At 71.2% G+C, this 17,061-nt stretch carries 17 protein-coding genes; 8 read left to right on the forward strand and 9 right to left on the reverse strand.

The features are described from left to right. Positions 1–23 precede the first annotated feature (23 nt). The 4 genes from ACNNMR_RS12985 to ACNNMR_RS13000 are packed head-to-tail and all read left to right on the forward strand — an operon-like array spanning position 24 to position 3,812. Positions 24–575, forward strand: coding sequence for a GTP-binding protein (locus tag ACNNMR_RS12985; RefSeq protein WP_420000346.1), 552 nt, complete (start codon positions 24–26; stop codon positions 573–575). Beyond that, positions 572–1,852 (forward strand): cytochrome P450, encoded by a 1,281-nt coding sequence (locus ACNNMR_RS12990; RefSeq protein ID WP_419994740.1) that lies wholly within the window; start codon positions 572–574, stop codon positions 1,850–1,852. Before ACNNMR_RS12985 ends, ACNNMR_RS12990 begins: the two co-directional genes overlap by 4 nt. Further along, positions 1,849–3,135 carry a cytochrome P450 family protein gene (locus ACNNMR_RS12995; RefSeq protein WP_419994741.1) on the forward strand — a complete coding sequence of 429 codons (1,287 nt, stop codon included), beginning with the start codon at positions 1,849–1,851 and terminating at the stop codon, positions 3,133–3,135. Before ACNNMR_RS12990 ends, ACNNMR_RS12995 begins: the two co-directional genes overlap by 4 nt. A gap of 14 nt (positions 3,136–3,149) precedes the next feature. Next, positions 3,150–3,812: a SanA/YdcF family protein gene (locus ACNNMR_RS13000; protein ID WP_419994742.1), complete on the forward strand. Its 663-nt coding sequence runs from the start codon at positions 3,150–3,152 to the stop codon at positions 3,810–3,812. A gap of 22 nt (positions 3,813–3,834) precedes the next feature. Here ACNNMR_RS13000 and ACNNMR_RS13005 read toward each other — a convergent pair whose 3' ends face one another. The 4 genes from ACNNMR_RS13005 to ACNNMR_RS13020 form a co-directional block, all read right to left on the reverse strand. Next, positions 3,835–4,428, reverse strand: a complete 594-nt coding sequence (locus tag ACNNMR_RS13005; RefSeq protein WP_419994743.1) for a TetR/AcrR family transcriptional regulator — start codon at positions 4,426–4,428, stop codon at positions 3,835–3,837. A 3-nt stretch (positions 4,429–4,431) separates the two neighbouring features. Next, positions 4,432–5,985: an MFS transporter gene (locus ACNNMR_RS13010; RefSeq protein ID WP_419994744.1), complete on the reverse strand. Its 1,554-nt coding sequence runs from the start codon at positions 5,983–5,985 to the stop codon at positions 4,432–4,434. A 94-nt stretch (positions 5,986–6,079) separates the two neighbouring features. Beyond that, the gene (locus ACNNMR_RS13015) at positions 6,080–6,781 is read right to left on the reverse strand and encodes a class I SAM-dependent methyltransferase (protein ID WP_419994745.1); all 702 of its coding nucleotides are present in this window, start codon (positions 6,779–6,781) and stop codon (positions 6,080–6,082) included. 40 nt (positions 6,782–6,821) lie between these two features. Next, positions 6,822–7,460, reverse strand: coding sequence for a TetR/AcrR family transcriptional regulator (locus tag ACNNMR_RS13020; RefSeq protein ID WP_419994746.1), 639 nt, complete (start codon positions 7,458–7,460; stop codon positions 6,822–6,824). A gap of 123 nt (positions 7,461–7,583) precedes the next feature. On the opposite strand from ACNNMR_RS13020, the gene ACNNMR_RS13025 reads away from it, so the two are divergent. After that, positions 7,584–8,372 carry an SDR family NAD(P)-dependent oxidoreductase gene (locus ACNNMR_RS13025; RefSeq protein ID WP_420000347.1) on the forward strand — a complete coding sequence of 263 codons (789 nt, stop codon included), beginning with the start codon at positions 7,584–7,586 and terminating at the stop codon, positions 8,370–8,372. Positions 8,373–8,388: 16 nt separating this feature from the next. On the opposite strand, the gene ACNNMR_RS13030 is transcribed toward ACNNMR_RS13025, so the two are convergent. From ACNNMR_RS13030 to ACNNMR_RS13045, 4 genes are read right to left on the reverse strand one after another with little or no spacing between them, the layout of a single operon-like run. Further along, entirely contained in the window at positions 8,389–9,357 is a 969-nt protein-coding gene (locus tag ACNNMR_RS13030) for an NAD(P)-dependent alcohol dehydrogenase (RefSeq protein WP_419994747.1), read from the reverse strand. 32 nt (positions 9,358–9,389) lie between these two features. Beyond that, entirely contained in the window at positions 9,390–10,226 is an 837-nt protein-coding gene (locus ACNNMR_RS13035) for a carbohydrate ABC transporter permease (protein ID WP_419994748.1), read from the reverse strand. Further along, entirely contained in the window at positions 10,226–11,140 is a 915-nt protein-coding gene (locus ACNNMR_RS13040; RefSeq protein WP_419994749.1) for a carbohydrate ABC transporter permease, read from the reverse strand. Before ACNNMR_RS13040 ends, ACNNMR_RS13035 begins: the two co-directional genes overlap by 1 nt. Position 11,141: 1 nt before the next feature. Next, positions 11,142–12,404: an ABC transporter substrate-binding protein gene (locus tag ACNNMR_RS13045; protein ID WP_419994750.1), complete on the reverse strand. Its 1,263-nt coding sequence runs from the start codon at positions 12,402–12,404 to the stop codon at positions 11,142–11,144. A 216-nt stretch (positions 12,405–12,620) separates the two neighbouring features. On the opposite strand from ACNNMR_RS13045, the gene ACNNMR_RS13050 reads away from it, so the two are divergent. Both ACNNMR_RS13050 and ACNNMR_RS13055 read left to right on the forward strand, forming a co-directional pair. Beyond that, complete coding sequence (locus tag ACNNMR_RS13050; RefSeq protein WP_419994751.1) at positions 12,621–13,127, forward strand: hypothetical protein; 507 nt, start codon at positions 12,621–12,623, stop codon at positions 13,125–13,127. 80 nt (positions 13,128–13,207) lie between these two features. Continuing rightward, entirely contained in the window at positions 13,208–14,752 is a 1,545-nt protein-coding gene (locus ACNNMR_RS13055; protein ID WP_419994752.1) for an MGH1-like glycoside hydrolase domain-containing protein, read from the forward strand. A 9-nt stretch (positions 14,753–14,761) separates the two neighbouring features. Here ACNNMR_RS13055 and ACNNMR_RS13060 read toward each other — a convergent pair whose 3' ends face one another. After that, the gene (locus ACNNMR_RS13060; protein ID WP_419994753.1) at positions 14,762–15,685 is read right to left on the reverse strand and encodes an oxidoreductase; all 924 of its coding nucleotides are present in this window, start codon (positions 15,683–15,685) and stop codon (positions 14,762–14,764) included. Positions 15,686–15,777: 92 nt separating this feature from the next. Here ACNNMR_RS13060 and ACNNMR_RS13065 point away from each other — a divergent pair, with 92 nt between their 5' ends. Beyond that, on the forward strand, positions 15,778–17,061 hold the full coding sequence (locus ACNNMR_RS13065; protein WP_419994754.1) for a hypothetical protein: 1,284 nt from the start codon (positions 15,778–15,780) through the stop codon (positions 17,059–17,061).

Raw genomic sequence — 17,061 nt, forward strand, 5'->3', positions numbered from 1 at the left:
GCGAGGTCTATGTGGACTCCGGCGTGACCGGCTCCGCCAAGATCCTGGTGGTCGGTCCCATGGGCGTGGGCAAAACCACCCTCATAGGCACGGTCTCGGAGATCACCCCGCTCTCCACGGAGGCGGTGATGACCCGGGCCGGGCAGCTCTCCGACCGCCCGGCGGGCCCGGCGAAGACCACGACCACGGTCGCGCTCGACTTCGGCCGCATCACCCTCGACAGCGACATCGTCCTGTACCTCTTCGGCACCCCGGGCCAGCAGCGCTTCCTGCCCGCCTGGAAGGAGCTGGCCCGCGGCTCGCTCGGCGCCCTCGCCCTGGTCGACACCCGCGACCTGGAGGCGTCCTTCGACTCGATCGGGCATCTCGAGGACCTGGACATGCCGTTCACGGTCGCGGTCAACCACTTCCCCGACAGCCCGCGGCACCACGAATCCGACCTGCGTACGGCCCTGGACCTGCTGCCGCACACCCCGCTCGTCGTCTGCGACGCCCGCGAGCACACCTCGTCCGTACGGGCGCTGATCTCGCTCATCACGCACCTCATCGAGTCCGCCACGGAGCGCACCGCATGACCTCAGCAGGCTGCCCCTACGAGCCCGGCTCCGGCGCCCGCGCCGCCCTGTACGGCGCGGGCCTGGACGGCGGTTCGCTGCCGGAGCTGTACGAGAAGCTGCGCGCCGAGTACGGCCCGGTGGCGCCGGTGACGATCGCCCCCGGCATCCCGGCGTGGCTGGTCATCGGCCACCGGGAGCTGCTCGAACTCACCCACGACGAGCACCATTTCTCCCACGACCCGCGCCGCTGGACCCCGCTGCGCGAGGGCCGCGTCCCCGCGGACTCGCCGCTGATGCCGATGGTCGGCTGGCGCCCGGCCCTCCTGTACGCCGACGGCCAGCAGCACCGCCGCCAGCGCACGGCGGTGGCCGCCGCGCTCGGCGGGGTGGACGGCCACGGCCTGCGCCGCATCGTGCAGGCGGCGGCGGAGCGGCTGATCGACGGCTTCATCGACAGCTTTACGGCCCAGCGCCAGGTCGACCTGGTACCGCATTACGCGCGCAAGCTCCCGCTCGAGGTGATCATCGCGCTGCTGGGCCTTGAGGAGCGTACGGCCCAGCTCCTCACCCAGGCGATCGCCGGCACGGTGGCGCACAACGCCGACTCGGCGAACGCCAGCCGCCGCATGGCCGAGATCCTCCAGGACCTGATCGCGCACAAACGCGCTCACCCCGGCGACGACTTCACGTCGTCTCTGATCCACCACGAGGCGCAGCTCACGGACGACGAGATCCTCCACAACCTCGTCGTGGTCTTCGTCGCCGGCAACCAGACCACGGTCAACTGGATCTCCACCACCCTCCGCATCCTCCTCACCGACGAGGCCTTCCGCTCCTCCCTCACCGGCGGCGCGATGACGGTGGACGACGCCCTTGACCTGGTGCTGTGGCGCTACCCCCCGACGCAGAACTTCCCGGCCCGGTACGCCACCTGCGACCTGGAGTTCGGCGGCCGGCAGGTGCAGACGGGCGACATGCTGATACTGGGCCTGGCCGGCGCCAACGCCGACCCGGAGGCGCTGCCGCCGACCGGGCGGCCGGTCACGGGCAACCGCTCGCACCTCGCCTTCGGCGCGGGCCCGCACGCCTGCCCGGCGCAGGACATGGCGCGGCTGATCACGCGGACGGCGGTCCGTACGCTGCACCACCGGCTGCCGGATCTGCGGCTCGCGGAGCCGGAGTCGGAGCTGACGTGGGTGACGTCGCCGTGGTCGACGGGGCTGGCGGGGCTGCCCGTACGCACATCGAGCCACCCGCCGAGCCGTACGCCGAGCCCTCAAGGAGACGTCCGATGACCGCACAGCCGGAGCCCGGGATACCCGCCCGGACAACCACCCCCTTCCACCTGGACGTCGACGGCGCCGACGACCGGCACGCCCTCAACGCCCGCCTCCGCGCCCACGGCGGCGCCGCCCCGGTGTCGCTCCCCGGCGGCCTCACGGGCTACGCGGTGACCCGCCACGACGACCTGAAGGACTTCCTCGCGCACCCCGATGTGGCAAAGGACGCCTGCCACTTCGCGGCGCTCGCGGAGGGCCGTATCCCGGAGGGCTGGCCGCTGCTGACCTTCGCGACGGTGCCGGGGATGACGACGGCGGACGGCGCCGACCACCGGCGGCTGCGCGGCCTGGCGACGAAGGCCTTCACCCCGCGCCGGGTGGAGGAGCTCCGCCCGCGGGTCTCGGACCTGGCGGACACCCTCCTCGACAACCTGGCCGAGGCGGCGGCCACGGACGCGGACGGCTACGGCACCGGCGCCGCCGACCTCCGCCGCCACTTCGCCCTCCCCCTCCCGATGGGCGTCCTCTGCGACCTGATGGGCATAGACGCGGAGCACACCGACCGCCTCCACACCCTCTCCAACCGCATCGTCAACACCAACACCACGCCGGAATCGGCGGTGTCGGCGAACCGCGAAATGGTGGCGATCCTGGCGCAGTTGGCCGCGATACGGGCGGCCGCCCCCGGCGACGACCTGATCAGCGCCCTGATCGCGGCCCGCGAGGAGGACGGCGGCCGGCTCAGCGAGCAGGAGCTGATCGGCACGATGCTGCTGCTGATCGTGGCGGGCCACGAGACGACGCTCAACCTGATCACCAACGCGGTACGGGCCCTGTGCGCCCACCGCGACCAGCTGGCGCTGCTGCAATCGGGGAAGGTGCCCTGGGAAGCGGCGGTCGAGGAAACAATGCGCTGGGACGCCCCGGTGAGCTTCTTCCCTTTCCGCTACCCGACCCGCGACATGGAAGTCGGCGGCGTACGCATCCCGAAGGGCGCCCCGGTCCTGGCGGGCTACACGGCAGCGGGCCGCGACGAGAAGGCCCACGGCCCGGCGGCGGACATCTTCGACATAACCCGCGACCAGGCCACCCGCCACCTCTCCTTCGGCCACGGCGCCCACTACTGCATAGGCGCCCCCCTGGCCCGCCTGGAAGCAACCACGGCCCTGCGGACGCTGTTCACCCGCTACCCGGACCTGGACCTGGCCATCCCGGAGCCGGAACTCCCCTCCCACCCGAGCTTCGTGGGCAACAGCCGCCAGACCCTGCCGATCCGCCTCACGCCGGCCGGCCGGTAACAGGAACCGTCCCGATGGCTGCGGTGTCGTGGCTGCGTACGCACCGGGCGCGGCGGCGCGCGCTGCGGATCGCGGTGCTGCTGTGCGTGCTCGGCCTGCTGCCGCCGGCCTGGCTGTTCGTGTCCGCCGGGGACCGGGTGGCGGCGGACGCCGCCGACGCGCCCGAGGCGCCCGTGGCGCTCGTCTTCGGGGCCGGGCTCTGGGACGGAGAGCCGTCTCCGTATCTGGCGCACCGGCTGGACGCCGCGGCCGAGCTCTACGAGCAAGGCAAGGTGCGGGCGCTTCTGGTCAGTGGTGACAACAGCACCGAGGCGTACGACGAGCCCACCGCCATGCGCCGCTATCTGGCCGAACGCGGCGTCCCCGCCGACCGCGTCGTCCGCGACTACGCGGGCTTCGACACCTGGGACTCCTGCGCCCGCGCCCGCAAGGTCTTCGGCGTCCACCGCGCGATCCTCGTCAGCCAGGACTTCCACATCCGCCGCGCTCTGGCGCTGTGCCGCGCGGCAGGCATCGCCTCGTACGGCATCGGCGTCCCGGAACCCCACGACGCGACCTGGTACTACGGCGGCCTCCGCGAGATCCCGGGCGCGGGGAAGGCGGCGATCGACGCGCTGTTCACCCCGTCGCCGCGCTTCCTCGGGCCGAAGGAGTCGCTTCCGGTCGGGCCACGGTAGGCGGGTTGGGCGTCTCGGCCGGCTACGAGCGCCCGCGCCGCAGCGCCGTGCCGAGGACCGTACGAATGTGGTCCGTGTCGGCCTCCGCCCCCTCGTCATTGAGGAGGATCGCCGCGCACAGCCCATCCGACAGCGCGACCACGGCCTCGATCGCATCCGGATCATCGGTCCGCGTCCCCGCCAGCTCCGCGACATGATCCCGCCACCGCCGCGCGACCGGCCGCAGCGCGGGCCGCCGGGCCGCCAGCGTCGACAACTCCCGCTCGGCGAGCGCCCGCTCCCGCCCCGGCCCGGCGGATTCGGCGATGAGCTGGGCGAGGCCGTCGAGCGGGTCGTCCTCGGACGAGCGGTCGATGAGCCCGCGGATCCGGCGCGTGTACTCGTCGGTCACGCTGGTCAGGGCGGCGACCAGCAGATCGTCCAAGGTCGCGAAGTAGTACAGGGTCAGACTGGTGGTGATCCCCGCCTCTTTGGCGACGGTACGGTGCGTGACCCCCGTCGCGCCGTCCCGATGGACGATCGCGAGCGTCGCCTCGATGATCTGGGCCCGGCGGCGCTGACCGCGCAGCTTGCGCCCGTCGACCGTGTCGTGTTCAGCCGCCATCTTCCCGCTCACCAGTCAGTGCCGCTCCTGCGCAGGCCCGCCGAGAGCCGAGGCTACCGGCTCCGCCTCCCGCCCGGCGTCGCCGAGCGGCCGCAGGTGTCGCAGCATCGTAAAGCAGGCCAGCGCGGCCCCCGCCACGGCGATGCCGGCGACGACGGCGGCCGTGTTGAGCCCGCTGGTGAAGGCGTTACGGGCGTGGGCCAGCGCCCCGGCCGACACCTGCTCCCCGAGGGACGCGGCTCCGGCGAGCCCGTCGCCGTACGCATCGGCCGCCTCCCGGGACAGCCCGGCGGGAGCCTCGGCCCGGCTCCGGTAGATCACGGTGGTGAGGCTGCCCAGCAGGGCGACCCCCGCCGCGATGCCGAGCTCCTGCACCGTCTCGGACAGCGCCGCCGCAGAGCCCGACTTCTCCGCCGGAGCCGCACCCACGACGATGTCCGTACCGAGCGCGGAGATGACCCCGAGCCCGAGGTAGACGAGCGCGAAGCCGGCGATGACGTGCGCCTTGCTGTCCGTCCCGGCGAGGGCGAGCGACACATACCCGGACAGCGACAGCGCCAGGGTGGCCGCCATGACGACGCCGGGTGACACCCGGCCGGCCACGATCGGGGCGCCGATGGCGCCGACGAGCATGGCCAGCGCGGGCGGCCCCATCCACAGCCCGGCCGTCGTCGGCGACTGCCCCTCGACCAGCTGCAGATACTGGGTGACCAGGAACATCACCCCGCCGTAACCGGCCAGCCCGACCAGCAGCACGGACAGCGCGGCGGAGAAGGCCCGGCCGCCGAAGAGCTTCATGTCCAGCAGCGGCTCGCTCAGCCGCAGCTGCCGCCGGACGAACGCGACCGCGGCGCCGACCCCGACGAGGGCGGCGGCCACCGCCTGGCCGTCGATGCCGTACGCGGCCGCATGCTTGATCGCGTACACGCCCGGCAGCATCGCCGCGAGGGACAGCCCCACGCTCACCAGATCGGGCCGCCCGGCCGGGCTCCGGTATTCCGGCAGCAGCACCGGCGCCCCGATCAGCACCAGCACCGCGACCGGCACGGCGACGAGAAACACGGCCCCCCACCAGAAGGCGGCGACCAGTGCCCCGCCGACGATCGGCCCGGCCGCCATCCCCAGCGCGAACATGGTCGCCCACACCCCGATGGCGAGGGCCCGCTGCCGCGCGTCGCCGAACATGTTGCTGATCAGCGACAGCGTCGAGGGCATCAGCGTTGCCCCGGCCACGCCGAGCAGCGCCCGCGCCGCGATCAGCCACAGCGCGCTGGGCGCGAAGGCGGCGAAGACCGAGGCCACCCCGAAGGCCGCCACCCCGATCATCAGCAGGCGCCGCCGCCCGATCCGGTCGCCCAGCGCCCCCATCGTGATCAGGAACCCGGCGATGAAGAACCCATAGGCATCCATGATCCAGAGCGTCTCGGTGGAGGTCGGATCCAGCTCCTCGGACAGGCTCGGCCCGACCAGATAGAGCGCCGTGACATCCACCCCCAGCAGGACGGTCGGCAACGCCAACAGCCCCAGCCCCGCCCACGCCCGCCACCCGGCACGCCCCGACCGCTCCATGCCCGTAACACCTCACCATCGATAGTTGAACTACCGTACTACTTGTACCATAGTTCAAATACCGGCGGGCCGACCCCAGGGGCGGGCTACAGGGCTACGGATTGCGCAGCCGCACCGCCAGAAAGGTGGGTGACGTATGGGTCTTCTCGTACCGCTCCGGGTCGACGCCCCGCGCCCCCGGGGCAGCCCGCGGCTCCACCAGCTCTTCGAGTACGAACCCGGCCCTCAGCACCTCCCCGATGAACCGCTCCAGCGGCATGCGCCAGTAGTTGACCGTCATCCGCCCGTTGTGATGCGGCGCATCGACGCGTTCATCGGCGAAGTACGAGCCCCCGAGCCAGCGCCAGTCCGAGGTGGGGTGGGTGATCGAGATCAGCAGCGCGGCGCCGGGGCGGAGCACCCGCCGCAGCTCTGCGAGGAGCTGCTCCCGGGCGTCGAGGTGCTGGTAGACGAGCGCCATGACGGCGAGGTCGAAGGACCGGTCGGCGAGAAAGCCGAGCGGCTCCTCCAGATCATGCCGATGGAGCACGGCCCCACCCCCGAGCCGCTCGCGCGCGACCCGCAGCAGCGACTCACTCCCCTCGACCCCGACCACTTCAGCCGCCCCGCGCCCCAGCAACTCAGCGGCGTAATGCCCACCCCCACACCCAAGATCCAGCACCCGCAGCCCACCCACCTCCCCGGCGAGTTCGAGCATGGCGGGGCGGTCGGTGTGGGCGTTGTAGATGCTGTCGGTGGCCTGCGCGGCGAAGTATTCGCCGAGCTCTCCGTGATACGCGGTCTCCGCATGAGTCATTCGTGGAGACTAAGGGCCGTGCCGCGACCGGCCTTTGATCTCAGGCTCTGCGGCCCTCTGGCGCGCCGTATCGGGCGAGCATGGTCAGCACCGCCTGGTCGACCGCGTTGGTGATGGCGGAGTCGTCGGGCTCCCAGTGGGCGAGCAGCATCCGTGGCCAGAACACATAGTTGGAGATCATTCCGAGGAATTGGGTCGCCGCCATCTCCGCATCGTCAAGTCGTGCCGTACCAGCGGCGTTTTCCGCCGCCAGGTAGCGGCGGACCGATTCGAAGTAGGGCATCTTGCCGAGCTTGAACTGGGTCTCGCCGAGCTCCGGGAAGCGCGGCACCTCGGCGATGACGATGCGGAAGAGGGCGGCCATGCCGGGTTGGGTGAGCAGCGCCACGTAGCGTCGTCCGATGGCCTCAAGCCCCGCGCGGAGATTGCCCGACTCGGGGAGGGGCGCCTCCTCGTCGTCGACCTTCCAGTGCTCGGTGACGATCGCCTCGAACAGGGCCGCCTTGGTGGCGAACTGCTTGAACAGGGTCGCCCGCGACACTCCGGCCGCCTCGGCGATGCGGGCCAGCGAGGTGCCGTCGTAGCCGGCGTCGAGGAAGAGTTCCGTCGCCGCCTCGATGATGGCCGTCCGCTTCTGAGCTGCCACGCGCCGGTGGTATTCCGATGGCTGTGCCGTCATGCCCTCCAGTATGCCTCTCACGGCGAGGTGAGTCACTTGACTCACCTCCAGGCCTGCTCGTACGGTGAAGAGGCGAGGTGAGTCGCTCGGCTCACCATTATGGTGATCATGGAAGGAAGCATCATGGGACGCTTTACGGGCCAGACCGTCATCGTCACAGGCGGCAGCGGAGGCATGGGCAGAAGCCATGTGCAGGGCTACCACGACGAGGGTGCGAACGTCGTCATCGCCGGCCGCGACGACGCCGCCGGCGGCGATCTCGCCGCTCAGCTCGGCCGCAGGGCGCTGTCCGTTCACCTGGATGTCGCCGGCGAGGACGACTGGGCGGCGGCGGTGCGGGAAGCCGAAGACCACTTCGGGCCGGTCACCATCCTGGTGAACAACGCGGGCGTCCAGAACCCGGCGGCCCCGATCGAGCACACCGAACTGAGCACCTGGGAGCACACCTTCGGCGTCAACGTCACCGGCCAGTTCCTCGGCATCAGAGCCGTGGCTCCGTCCATGCGCAGGGGCGGCGGCGGAACCATCGTCAACATCGCCTCGACCATGGCCCACGGCGGCACGGCCTTCTATGCCCCCTACACCGCCAGCAAGTGGGCCGTACGCGGACTGACCAAGACGGCCGCGCTGGAGCTGGGCCGCGACAACATCCGGGTCAACTCCATCCACCCCGGCGTCGTCTCCACACCCCTGATCAACGAACCCACCGTCACAGGCCAGCCGGCCATCGCCGACCTCTACTCACCCGCCCCCTTCGCCATCCCCCGCCTCGCCGAGCCCCACGAGATCACCCGCCTGCTGCTCTTCATCACCTCCCAGGACGCCTCTTTCGCCACGGGCGCGGAATTCGTCCTGGACGGCGGCCTGCTGCTCGGCCCCGCACTCCAGCCCGAAGCCGACCTCGCAGCTTGAGCCGGCTGGGGCGTCCTCAGGCGGTTACGACGGTGATGACGACGCTGCCGGTCTTCTGCCCGGTCTCGACATACCGGTAGGCGTCGACGATCCGCGCCAGCGGATACCGCCGGTCGATGACCGGCCGGAACTCTCCGGCCTCGATCAGGTCCCGTAAGAACCGCACCATCTCCTGATCCTGCTTCGGAAGGGGGAACTTCACCTTCCTGCCCCGGAACAAGGGCGTGACGAGCGGCAGAAGCAGGTTCTGCCACCAGGGCCCGAGGTCCGCGGACAGATACACGCCACCGGGCTTCAGCAGCCGCCGGCAGCGGCCGAACGTGCTCTTGCCGACCGCGTCGAACACCGCGTCGTAGCGCTGCTCGTCTCTGGTGAAGTCCTGAGCCGTGTAGTCGACGACCCGGTCCGCTCCCAGGCCCTTCACCAGATCCAGGTGCGCCGTGTCGCAGACCGCCGTCACAGTGGCCTCGTAATGCTTCAGGAGTTGCACCGCCGCCGACCCGATCGCGCCGGTCGCGCCGTGGACGAGGACGTGGTGCCCGGCCCGGACACCCGCCGTCATGATGAACGACAGCGCGTAGTGCGAGCCCTCGGTGCCGGGAGCGGCCTCTTCGAAGGCGACTCCGGCCGGCATGGTGGCGAGGACGCCGTCGTGCGGAACGGACAAGTACTCGGCGTGAGCGCCGAACGCCCCCTCGTTGTACCCGAACACCCGGTCGCCCACAGCAAAGGATGTGACGCCGCCGCCGACCGCTTCCACCACTCCGGCGTACTCGGTCCCCAGCACGCTTCGCCGCGGCCGGGCAAGACCGGTGAACAGGCGCACGAAGAAGGGGCGGGCGGCCCGGTAGGCACAGTCCGTCCGGTTGACGGTGGTCGCGTGCACCCGCACAAGCAGGTCCCGGTCCCCGATCGCCGGCTTGTCGACCTCAGCGACCCGGACCACGGCGGCTGGCCCGTAACGGCTGTGCACCGCAGCCTTCATGGCCGCACCCTAGCGCCGATGCCTAGGCCTTCCTACTCATCGATCCCGGACCGCTCCACCCCCGCCACGATGTACCGCTGCAGCACAAGGAAGACGACCAGCAGCGGCAGGATCGACACCACCGCCGCGATGAAGAGCTCATGGAGATTGATCGTCTGGGCCGTCGTGAAGGTCGACAGCGCCACCTGCACCGTCCACGCATCCCGGTCCTGGCCGATCACCAGCGGCCACAGGAAGGCATTCCACGCCCCGATGAAGACGATCGTCCCCACCGCCGCGAAGACCGGGCGGGAGTTGGGGACGACGATGCGCCAGTACGTGCGCCAGTAGCCGAGGCCGTCCACCCGTGCCGCGTCCTCCAGCTCCTTCGGGAAGCCCAGGAAGTACTGGCGGAAGATGAAGCAGGCGAAGGCCGAGAAGAGGGTCGGGATGATCAGGCCGCGGAGGGTGGAGATCCAGCCGAGCGTCGAGACCAGCACGAAGGTCGGGACGAACGTCACCGCCGCCGGGACCATCAGCGTGCCCAGGATCGCGTAGAAGACCAGATTCGCGTGGCGGTACGGGATCCGCGCCAGGCCATACCCGGCCAGCGACGCCAGGAGCAGCGTGCCCAGCGTCGTCGCCACCGCGATCAGCGACGAGTTCAGCAGCGCCCGCGCCATCGGCACGCTCGTGTCCGCGAAGAGCTCGCTCAGATTCCCCCACTGCAGGTCGCGGGGGAAGAGCGTCCAGTCCGGCGCGGTGATGTCCTCCTCCCGCGCCAGGCCGTTGCGGAGCAGCAGGTAGAACGGGATCAGGAAGAGCGCCGCCAGCGCGATCAGCAGGACCACGCGCAGCGCCCGCCCTGCCCGTACCAAAGCGTCGTGCATCAGTCCTCCCGCCTCCCCAGGCCGAAGAAGCGCGCCTGCGCCACCGTCACCACGCCGATGATCAGCGCCAGGATGATCGCGCCCGCCGAGCCGAGGCCCAGGTTCTGCTCCTTGCCCAGCGCGAGGATGTACAGGTGCACCAGGGGCGGGCGGGCGTACGGCGGATAGCCCTTGGCCGACGACAGCAGGTTGTAGAACTCGTCGAAGGCCTGGAAGGAGTTGATGACCAGGAGCAGCACCACCGCCACCGATGTCGCCCGCAGCTGCGGGAAGGTGATGTGCCGGAAGACCTGCCAGCCCTCCCGCGCCCCGTCCACCGCCGCCGCCTCGTACAGCGTCTTCGGGATCCGCTGCAGGCCCGCCAGGAAGAGGATCATGTAGAAGCCGGCCTGCAGCCACAGCCGCACCGTCACGATGACCAGCCAGTACCAGGGCGGGTCGGTCATCGACAGCCAGGCGATCTGATCCTCGCCGAACCAGCCCAGCACCGTGTTCGCCAGCCCGAAGCGCACCCCGTTGAAGATCGACAGCTTCCATACCAGCGCGGCGACCACGTACGAGCACGCCACCGGCAGGAAGAACACCGAGCGGAAGAAGGCCTGCGCCCAGCGCAGCCGGTTCACCATCAGGGCGAGGGCCAGCGACAGCGCGAAGGTGGCCGGGACGATGAAGGCCGTGAAGACCACGAAGGTCAGGAGGCTGTCCTGGAAGGCCGAATCCGTCAGCATGGCGCGGTAGTTGGACAGGCCTACGAAGTCCTCCGGCGTCACCGTGTTGTGCGCGTCGAAGAAGCTCAGATAGAGGCTCCAGCCCAGCGGCACGTACGTGAAGAGCGCCAGGCCGATCGCGAACGGGCCCACGAAGATCCAGAACCAGAGGTTGCGGTTCTGCGGGCCGAGCAGCGTACGCAGCACCTCAGGAAGGCTTTCCCTGGACCCGGGCCAGCTCGGACTGGGCCTTGCGGACGGCCTTCCGCAGCTCCGCGTCCGGGTCCTTCCCGTCCTTGATGATGCGGCTGAGCGCGTCGTTGTACGCGCTGTTCGCCGCCGTCGTCCAGATCAGCGGGTTCGAGAAGCCGTTCTCCGTCGCCAGCTTCACCGCCTCCGCCGCCGCGCCCTCCTGCAGCTTCTTCGCCTTCTTGGCCAGGGAGACGCGGGCCGGGATGTGGAAGCCGTACGAGAGGGCGAAGTCCTCCTGATAGTCCTCCTTGTCCACCCACAGCCACTTCAGGTACGCCTTGCCCGCGGCCGCGTGCTTGCTCTTCGCGTTCACCGCGGCCGCGAAGGCGCCCACCGGGACCGTCGGCCTGCCCGCCGCGCCGTCCTTGGGGAAGGGCAGCACCCCGAAGTCGTCGCCCAGCTCCTTTTTCACGGCCGGCAGCGCCCACAGGCCGCTCCACTGCATCGCCGTGAGCCCCTGGGTGAAGGCCGCCGGGTCCGACCAGTCGGACGGGGCGCCCAGGAGCAGGGACTTGTCCGCGTACAGCGCCCGCAGCTTGCCGACCGCCTTGGCCGCCGCCGGGTCGTCGAAGCCGACCGTGCCGTCCTGGGATACGAAGCTCAGGCCCGCCGCCTGCACCGGGGTGGCGCCCAGCACCGCGGCGCCGCCGTCGTTGCCGAGGAAGAGGCCCTTCGTCTTCTTGGTCGTGAGCTCCTTGGCCGCGTCCACCAGCTCGTCCAGGGTCTGCGGCGGCTTGACGCCGGCGTCGTCGAGGAGGCTCTTCCGGTAATAGAGCAGCTGCATGTCGACGACCTGCGGGATGCCGTAGACCTTGCCCTCGTACGTCTTGGTGGCCAGGACCGCCGGATTGAAGTCGTCCTTGACGTCCTTGATCAAGTCGGTGAGGTCGGCCACCCTCTTGCCGCGGATCTGGTCCAGCTCCGGGCCCTCCGTCTCGAAGACGTCCGGGCCGTCCTTGGTGAGGAGGGCGGCGGAGAGCTGCTGCATGTAGTCGCCGGGGCGCCACTGGATGGAAACATCCGCTTTGTCGTACGCGTCCGCGTATTTCTTCACCGCCTGCTCGACGCCCTGCTCGCCGTACTGGTGATACCAGTGCTCCAGCTTCGGCCCGCCGCCGCCGGAGTCGTCGCGGCCGGTGTTCGAGCCGCAGGCGGCCAGTGCGCCGGTGAGGGTGAGAGCCGAGGTGGTCCCGAGCAGAGTTCTGCGGCTGATCGTCATGTCTCGTACTCCCGGATGCCGTTGGGTGAGTGGGGGGGTCATCGGCGTACCACTCAACGATCAACCCTGGTGCGGAATTACGACAGAGGGATTGCGGCGGTGTGTCGGCTTCCGGGGTGATCGTCGCTTGTGGCCGCGTTCACTCATTGGTCACGACCGGGCAAAAATCGCTGGCAGGTGGTGACGTGCGGGGGTCCTTCTGCCTAGCCTCCCGCCATGAACGACCACGGCGCTCCGGACCCCCACCGCTGCCGTGAGCTGCGCACCGGCGGCTATGCCGCGGCCGCGCTCCTCGCCGCCCTCATCGTCAGCGACCTCGCCACGGGCGCGCTCGCGCTGCCGCGCGCCGCCGGGTGGGCGGGTCTGGCGCTGGTCGTGTACGTGCTGGTGCGGCCGCCGCGGATCGAGGCGCAGGGCGGGCTGCTGACGGTGCGCGGGCTGCTGCGCGAGCAGCGCGTACGCACCGACCAGCTGATCACCATCCGCGCGCGGAGCGGGATGGGGTCGCGGCTGGTCCTGGAGGACCTGATGGGCGGGCGGGTGACCCTGGACCCGCGGCAGCTGGCGGCGTCGCCGCTGCTGTGGCACCACCTGGACACGGGGGTGCGGCGGTCGCGGGAGCGGGGGTTCCTGCGGGGTGGTACGCGGGAGCTGCAGGCGCTGGCGGATCACATTGACGGGGGCGGGGCGCGGAAGGTGTTCGAGGCTTCCGGGCTGACGTAGGCGTCGTTGACAGCCATGCGGTGGGCCTGGAAGCGTCCTGGGCTGCACGGCTGACATCGTTGTCGATGCGGAGGATCCACATGCCCTCGCCCGCGCACCACCGTCCCGTCTCCCGCCGCACGCTGCTGTTCGGGTCCGCCGTCGCGGGTCTCGCCGCCGCGGGCACCATGCCCTCCTCGGCGGCCGCGGCTGACGACGCCCGTCCGGCCATCGAGTTCGGCGGCGCTCACGACGCCCTTCTCGGCGGCGCCTACCGCTCCGCCCTCCAGAACCTGCTGGAGATCAACACCGTCCCGTACGACCCCGCCGAATACAACCAGACCGGCCTCCTGACCGACCCGCCCGGCACCTTCATCCGCGCCGGCGGCGGCTACGAGCAGCCCTGGACGCGCGACGCGTCGGTGAACTCCTGGAATGCCGCCAGCCTGCTGTCGCCCACCGTCGCCCGGAACACGCTGTGGTCGGTGTGCCGGCGGCAGGACGACGGGACACTGATCGTGCAGCAGGACAACCAGTGGTGGGACCAGGTCATCTGGGTGATCGCCGCCCGCGAGCACTTCCTCCTCACCGGCGACCGGACCTTCCTCACCGACGCCTACGAGGCCGCCGCGAACACCCTCGACCGCAACCGCGACAAGCACTTCAACGCCGCGTACGGCCTCTTCGAAGGGCCGGCCTTCATGCAGGACGGCATCGCCGGCTACCCGAGCCCGCCCTACGACCCGGCCAACGACTCGTCCTTCGTGCTCGACCACCCGCACACCGACAAGATGCTGTCGCTGTCCACCAACTGCCTCTACTACGCGGCCCATCTGGCCGCCGCCGACCTGGCGGCCAAGGCGGGCGAGCGGCGCGCGGCGGGCCGCTGGCGCGCGGCCGCGGCCCAGCTGCGGACGGCGGTCAACCGCCACCTGTGGCGGCCGGAGGCCGGCAGCTACGGCTCGTTCATCCACGGCACGGGACCGAAGGCCGGCCGCCTGGAGCCGCACCAGGAGACCAACGGCCTCGCCTTCGCCGTGCTGTGCGGCGTCGCGTCCCGGCGCCAGGTGCGTACGCTCCTCGACGGCACCCACCAGGAACCGCACGGCGTCGTCAACGTCTGGCCGCACTTCGACCGCTTCGACGACGCCCGCCCCGGCCGCCACAACGTGATCGTCTGGCCGATGACCACCGCCATGTGGGGCCACGCGGCCGCGCGCGGCGGCCGCACCGACCTCTTCGCCCGTACGGTGACCGACATCGCGGAGCTCTGGCACGGCGACGGCCACTTCTGGGAGATCTACAACGCCCGTACCGGCGCGGTGGACGGCGGCTGGCAGGTCGGCAGGCAGTGGGACTCGCAGCCGGACCAGACCTGGTCGGCGACCGGCTATCTGCGCCTGATCCACCAGGGGCTCTTCGGTCTCCGCGCCGGACATCGCGGGTTGTCCTTCGCGCCGAGCCTGCCGCCGGACTGGGGGCCGGTCACGCTGTCCGGGCTGGCGTACCGGGGCGCGACGCTCGACCTCACCGTCGAGGGCGAAGGCAGCCGCGTCGCCTCGTGCACGCTGGACGGCCGCCCCGCCCCCGCTCGGATCCCGGCGGGGCTCACCGGGCAGCATGAACTCCGGATCGAGGTGGCGTGAGAGCGGCCGTTACCCCAGCCCCTCGTACGACACCCCTGTCAGCCGCTCCGACTCCTCCCACAGCCGCTGCGACGCCGCGTCGTTGAGCGTCCACTTCGCCCGCTGCGACGTGCTCGGGGCGCCGCGCCAGCCCATGATCCGGGGGCCGATGAAGGTGTCCGGGTGGATGCCGGGGGCCGTCGCGGCGAAGAGGGTCGGCAGGGCGCCGGCGTCGGCGGACTGGGCGATCAGGCGGTTGCCGGTGGCGAAGATGCGCTCGGCGAACGGGCGGTGCTCCGACTGGACGCTTGCGGCCTGGAGGTTGGTGGCGGCGTAGCCGGGGTGGGCGGCGGCGGCGATGATGCCGGAGCCGGCGCGGGCCAGCCGGCGGGCCAGTTCGTGGATGAAGAGCAGGTCCGCCGACTTGGAGCGGCCGTACTGGACCCAGCGGCGGTAGCGGGTGCGCATGTGCAGGTCGTTGAGGTCGACCTGGCTCGCGAAGTGCATCAGGCTGGAGACGCTCACCACCCGGGCCCGGTCGGCGGCCTGCAGCCGCGGCAGCAGCAGCCCGGTCAGCGCGAAGTGCCCGAGATGATTCACCCCGATCTGCGTCTCGAAGCCGTCGGCGGTCTCGCCGTACGGGACCGCCATCACGCCCGCGTTGTTGAGCAGCAGGTCGAGCCGGTCGCCGGGGAGGGCGTCCGCGAAGGCCCGTACGGACTTCAGATCCCCCAGGTCGAGCGGCCGCAGCTCGGCCTCGGCCGCCGGGACTTCGGCGCGCAGCCGGGCCAGCGCCTCGCTGCCGCGGTGCTCGCTGCGGCAGGCGAGAAACACTCTCGCGCCCGCGCGGGCGAGCTCGCGGGCGGCGGCGTATCCGATGCCGCTGTTGGCCCCGGTGACGACGGCCGTACGGCCGCTCTGGTCAGGGATGTCGCGTGCGCTCCAGGGAGACATGGCGCACAGAGTACGAGCGGCGGCGGGAGAGGTGAAGGAACGCGCGGCAGGGGTCTGGGGCGGTGCCCCATCCGCCGGTACGCTCTGCCGACGTGACGCGTTCATGGCGAATGACATTCGGTGCCGCACTGACCGCGGCCGCCGCCGCGGTGGCCGCCTGGCTCCCGGCGGCGAGCGCCGCCCCCGCTGCCCCCACCGCGCTTCCTTTCGCGCCCGTCGATGCGGCGACGGTGGGCAAGTTCAAGCTCGACCCCGGCACCACCTTCGCCGACTACGGCAAGGCGCTGACCGCCGTAGAAAAGAATCCGGCCGTCGCCGTCCGCAACGCCACCCAGGTCCTCACCTCCGGCGGCCGCACCGGCTCCGCCGGGCTCTGCCACGGCACCGGCCTCAAGGCGTCGCTCAGCCCCGGCGGCTTCTGCTGGGACAAGGCCGACGACACCTCCAACTCGTACACGACGGCCGGCGGCTGGACCCCGCAGGGCCTGACCGGCTCGTACGACGCGAAGCCCGACGGCCTCTGGGACGGCCGCAAGGCCTTCGCCGCGTCCTGGCACTTCAGCCGCGGCATGGGCACACCCGGCGCGGTGGCGAACGAGTTCGCCCGGGTCAGCCTCGTCAACGCCGACGGCGGCGCCATCCGTTACAACCACCTGCTGCTGGCGCGGCCCACCCTGGACGCGAACGGCAACGGCAACTTCACCGCCGCCCAGTGGACGCACGCCGACGGCGTCGTCTGGTACGGCACCAAGCTCTTCGTCGCCAACGGCCGCTACCTGCAGGTCTACGACCTCGCCCACATCTGGAAGGTCAACTCCAGCACGGAAGCCGTCGGCATCTCGGGCTCGACCTCCTCCGCCCGCTGGAGCAATTACGCGCTGCCGATGATCGGCCAGTACCAGACCACGGCCGGCACGGCCGCCTGCACCGTCGTCACCGGCACCACCCCCTGCCTCAACTCCCTCAGCCTGGACCGCAGCGGAGCGGACGCCCTGGTCTCGGCCGAGTACAAGCCGGGCGCGGCCGGCGGCCGGGTCGTCCGCTGGGCGCTGGACGAGTCGACAGGCCTGCCGAAGGGCGGCGCCACGGCCGCGTACTCCTCCCCTGTCTGGGCGATGCAGGGCGCGGCGACCGACGGCGACCGGTGGTGGCTGGCCGGCGACTGCCCGAGCGGCACCGGCGGCGGCTCGGGCGACGCGCTGCCGTACTCCTGCATCCACTACGCCCGGCCGGGCGCGCCGCCGCACGTGCTGACGACGGCGCCGGTGCTCACCCAGAACCTCGGCTACGGCCCCGCCGACGGCCGCCTCTACGGCATCAACGAGCGGATCAACTCCACCAGCGGGATCCGGGTCGCCTTCTGGATCAAGCCGTGA

It is taken from the genome of Streptomyces boninensis (assembly GCF_048572725.1).
Classification (GTDB): domain Bacteria; phylum Actinomycetota; class Actinomycetes; order Streptomycetales; family Streptomycetaceae; genus Streptomyces; species Streptomyces boninensis.

What these genes read in the sequence shown, in the direction of transcription:
- ACNNMR_RS13035 (WP_419994748.1), bottom strand. Translation starts at nt 10,226, where the DNA reads ATGCACGACGCTTTGGTACGGGCAGGGCGGGCGCTGCGCGTGGTCCTG.
- ACNNMR_RS13025 (WP_420000347.1), top strand. Translation starts at nt 7,584, where the DNA reads ATGGGACGCTTTACGGGCCAGACCGTCATCGTCACAGGCGGCAGCGGA.
- ACNNMR_RS12990 (WP_419994740.1), top strand. Translation starts at nt 572, where the DNA reads ATGACCTCAGCAGGCTGCCCCTACGAGCCCGGCTCCGGCGCCCGCGCC.
- ACNNMR_RS13030 (WP_419994747.1), bottom strand. Translation starts at nt 9,357, where the DNA reads ATGAAGGCTGCGGTGCACAGCCGTTACGGGCCAGCCGCCGTGGTCCGG.
- ACNNMR_RS13000 (WP_419994742.1), top strand. Translation starts at nt 3,150, where the DNA reads ATGGCTGCGGTGTCGTGGCTGCGTACGCACCGGGCGCGGCGGCGCGCG.
- ACNNMR_RS13045 (WP_419994750.1), bottom strand. Translation starts at nt 12,404, where the DNA reads ATGACGATCAGCCGCAGAACTCTGCTCGGGACCACCTCGGCTCTCACC.
- ACNNMR_RS12995 (WP_419994741.1), top strand. Translation starts at nt 1,849, where the DNA reads ATGACCGCACAGCCGGAGCCCGGGATACCCGCCCGGACAACCACCCCC.
- ACNNMR_RS13050 (WP_419994751.1), top strand. Translation starts at nt 12,621, where the DNA reads ATGAACGACCACGGCGCTCCGGACCCCCACCGCTGCCGTGAGCTGCGC.
- ACNNMR_RS13060 (WP_419994753.1), bottom strand. Translation starts at nt 15,685, where the DNA reads ATGTCTCCCTGGAGCGCACGCGACATCCCTGACCAGAGCGGCCGTACG.
- ACNNMR_RS13055 (WP_419994752.1), top strand. Translation starts at nt 13,208, where the DNA reads ATGCCCTCGCCCGCGCACCACCGTCCCGTCTCCCGCCGCACGCTGCTG.
- ACNNMR_RS13010 (WP_419994744.1), bottom strand. Translation starts at nt 5,985, where the DNA reads ATGGAGCGGTCGGGGCGTGCCGGGTGGCGGGCGTGGGCGGGGCTGGGG.
- ACNNMR_RS13015 (WP_419994745.1), bottom strand. Translation starts at nt 6,781, where the DNA reads ATGACTCATGCGGAGACCGCGTATCACGGAGAGCTCGGCGAATACTTC.
- ACNNMR_RS13020 (WP_419994746.1), bottom strand. Translation starts at nt 7,460, where the DNA reads ATGACGGCACAGCCATCGGAATACCACCGGCGCGTGGCAGCTCAGAAG.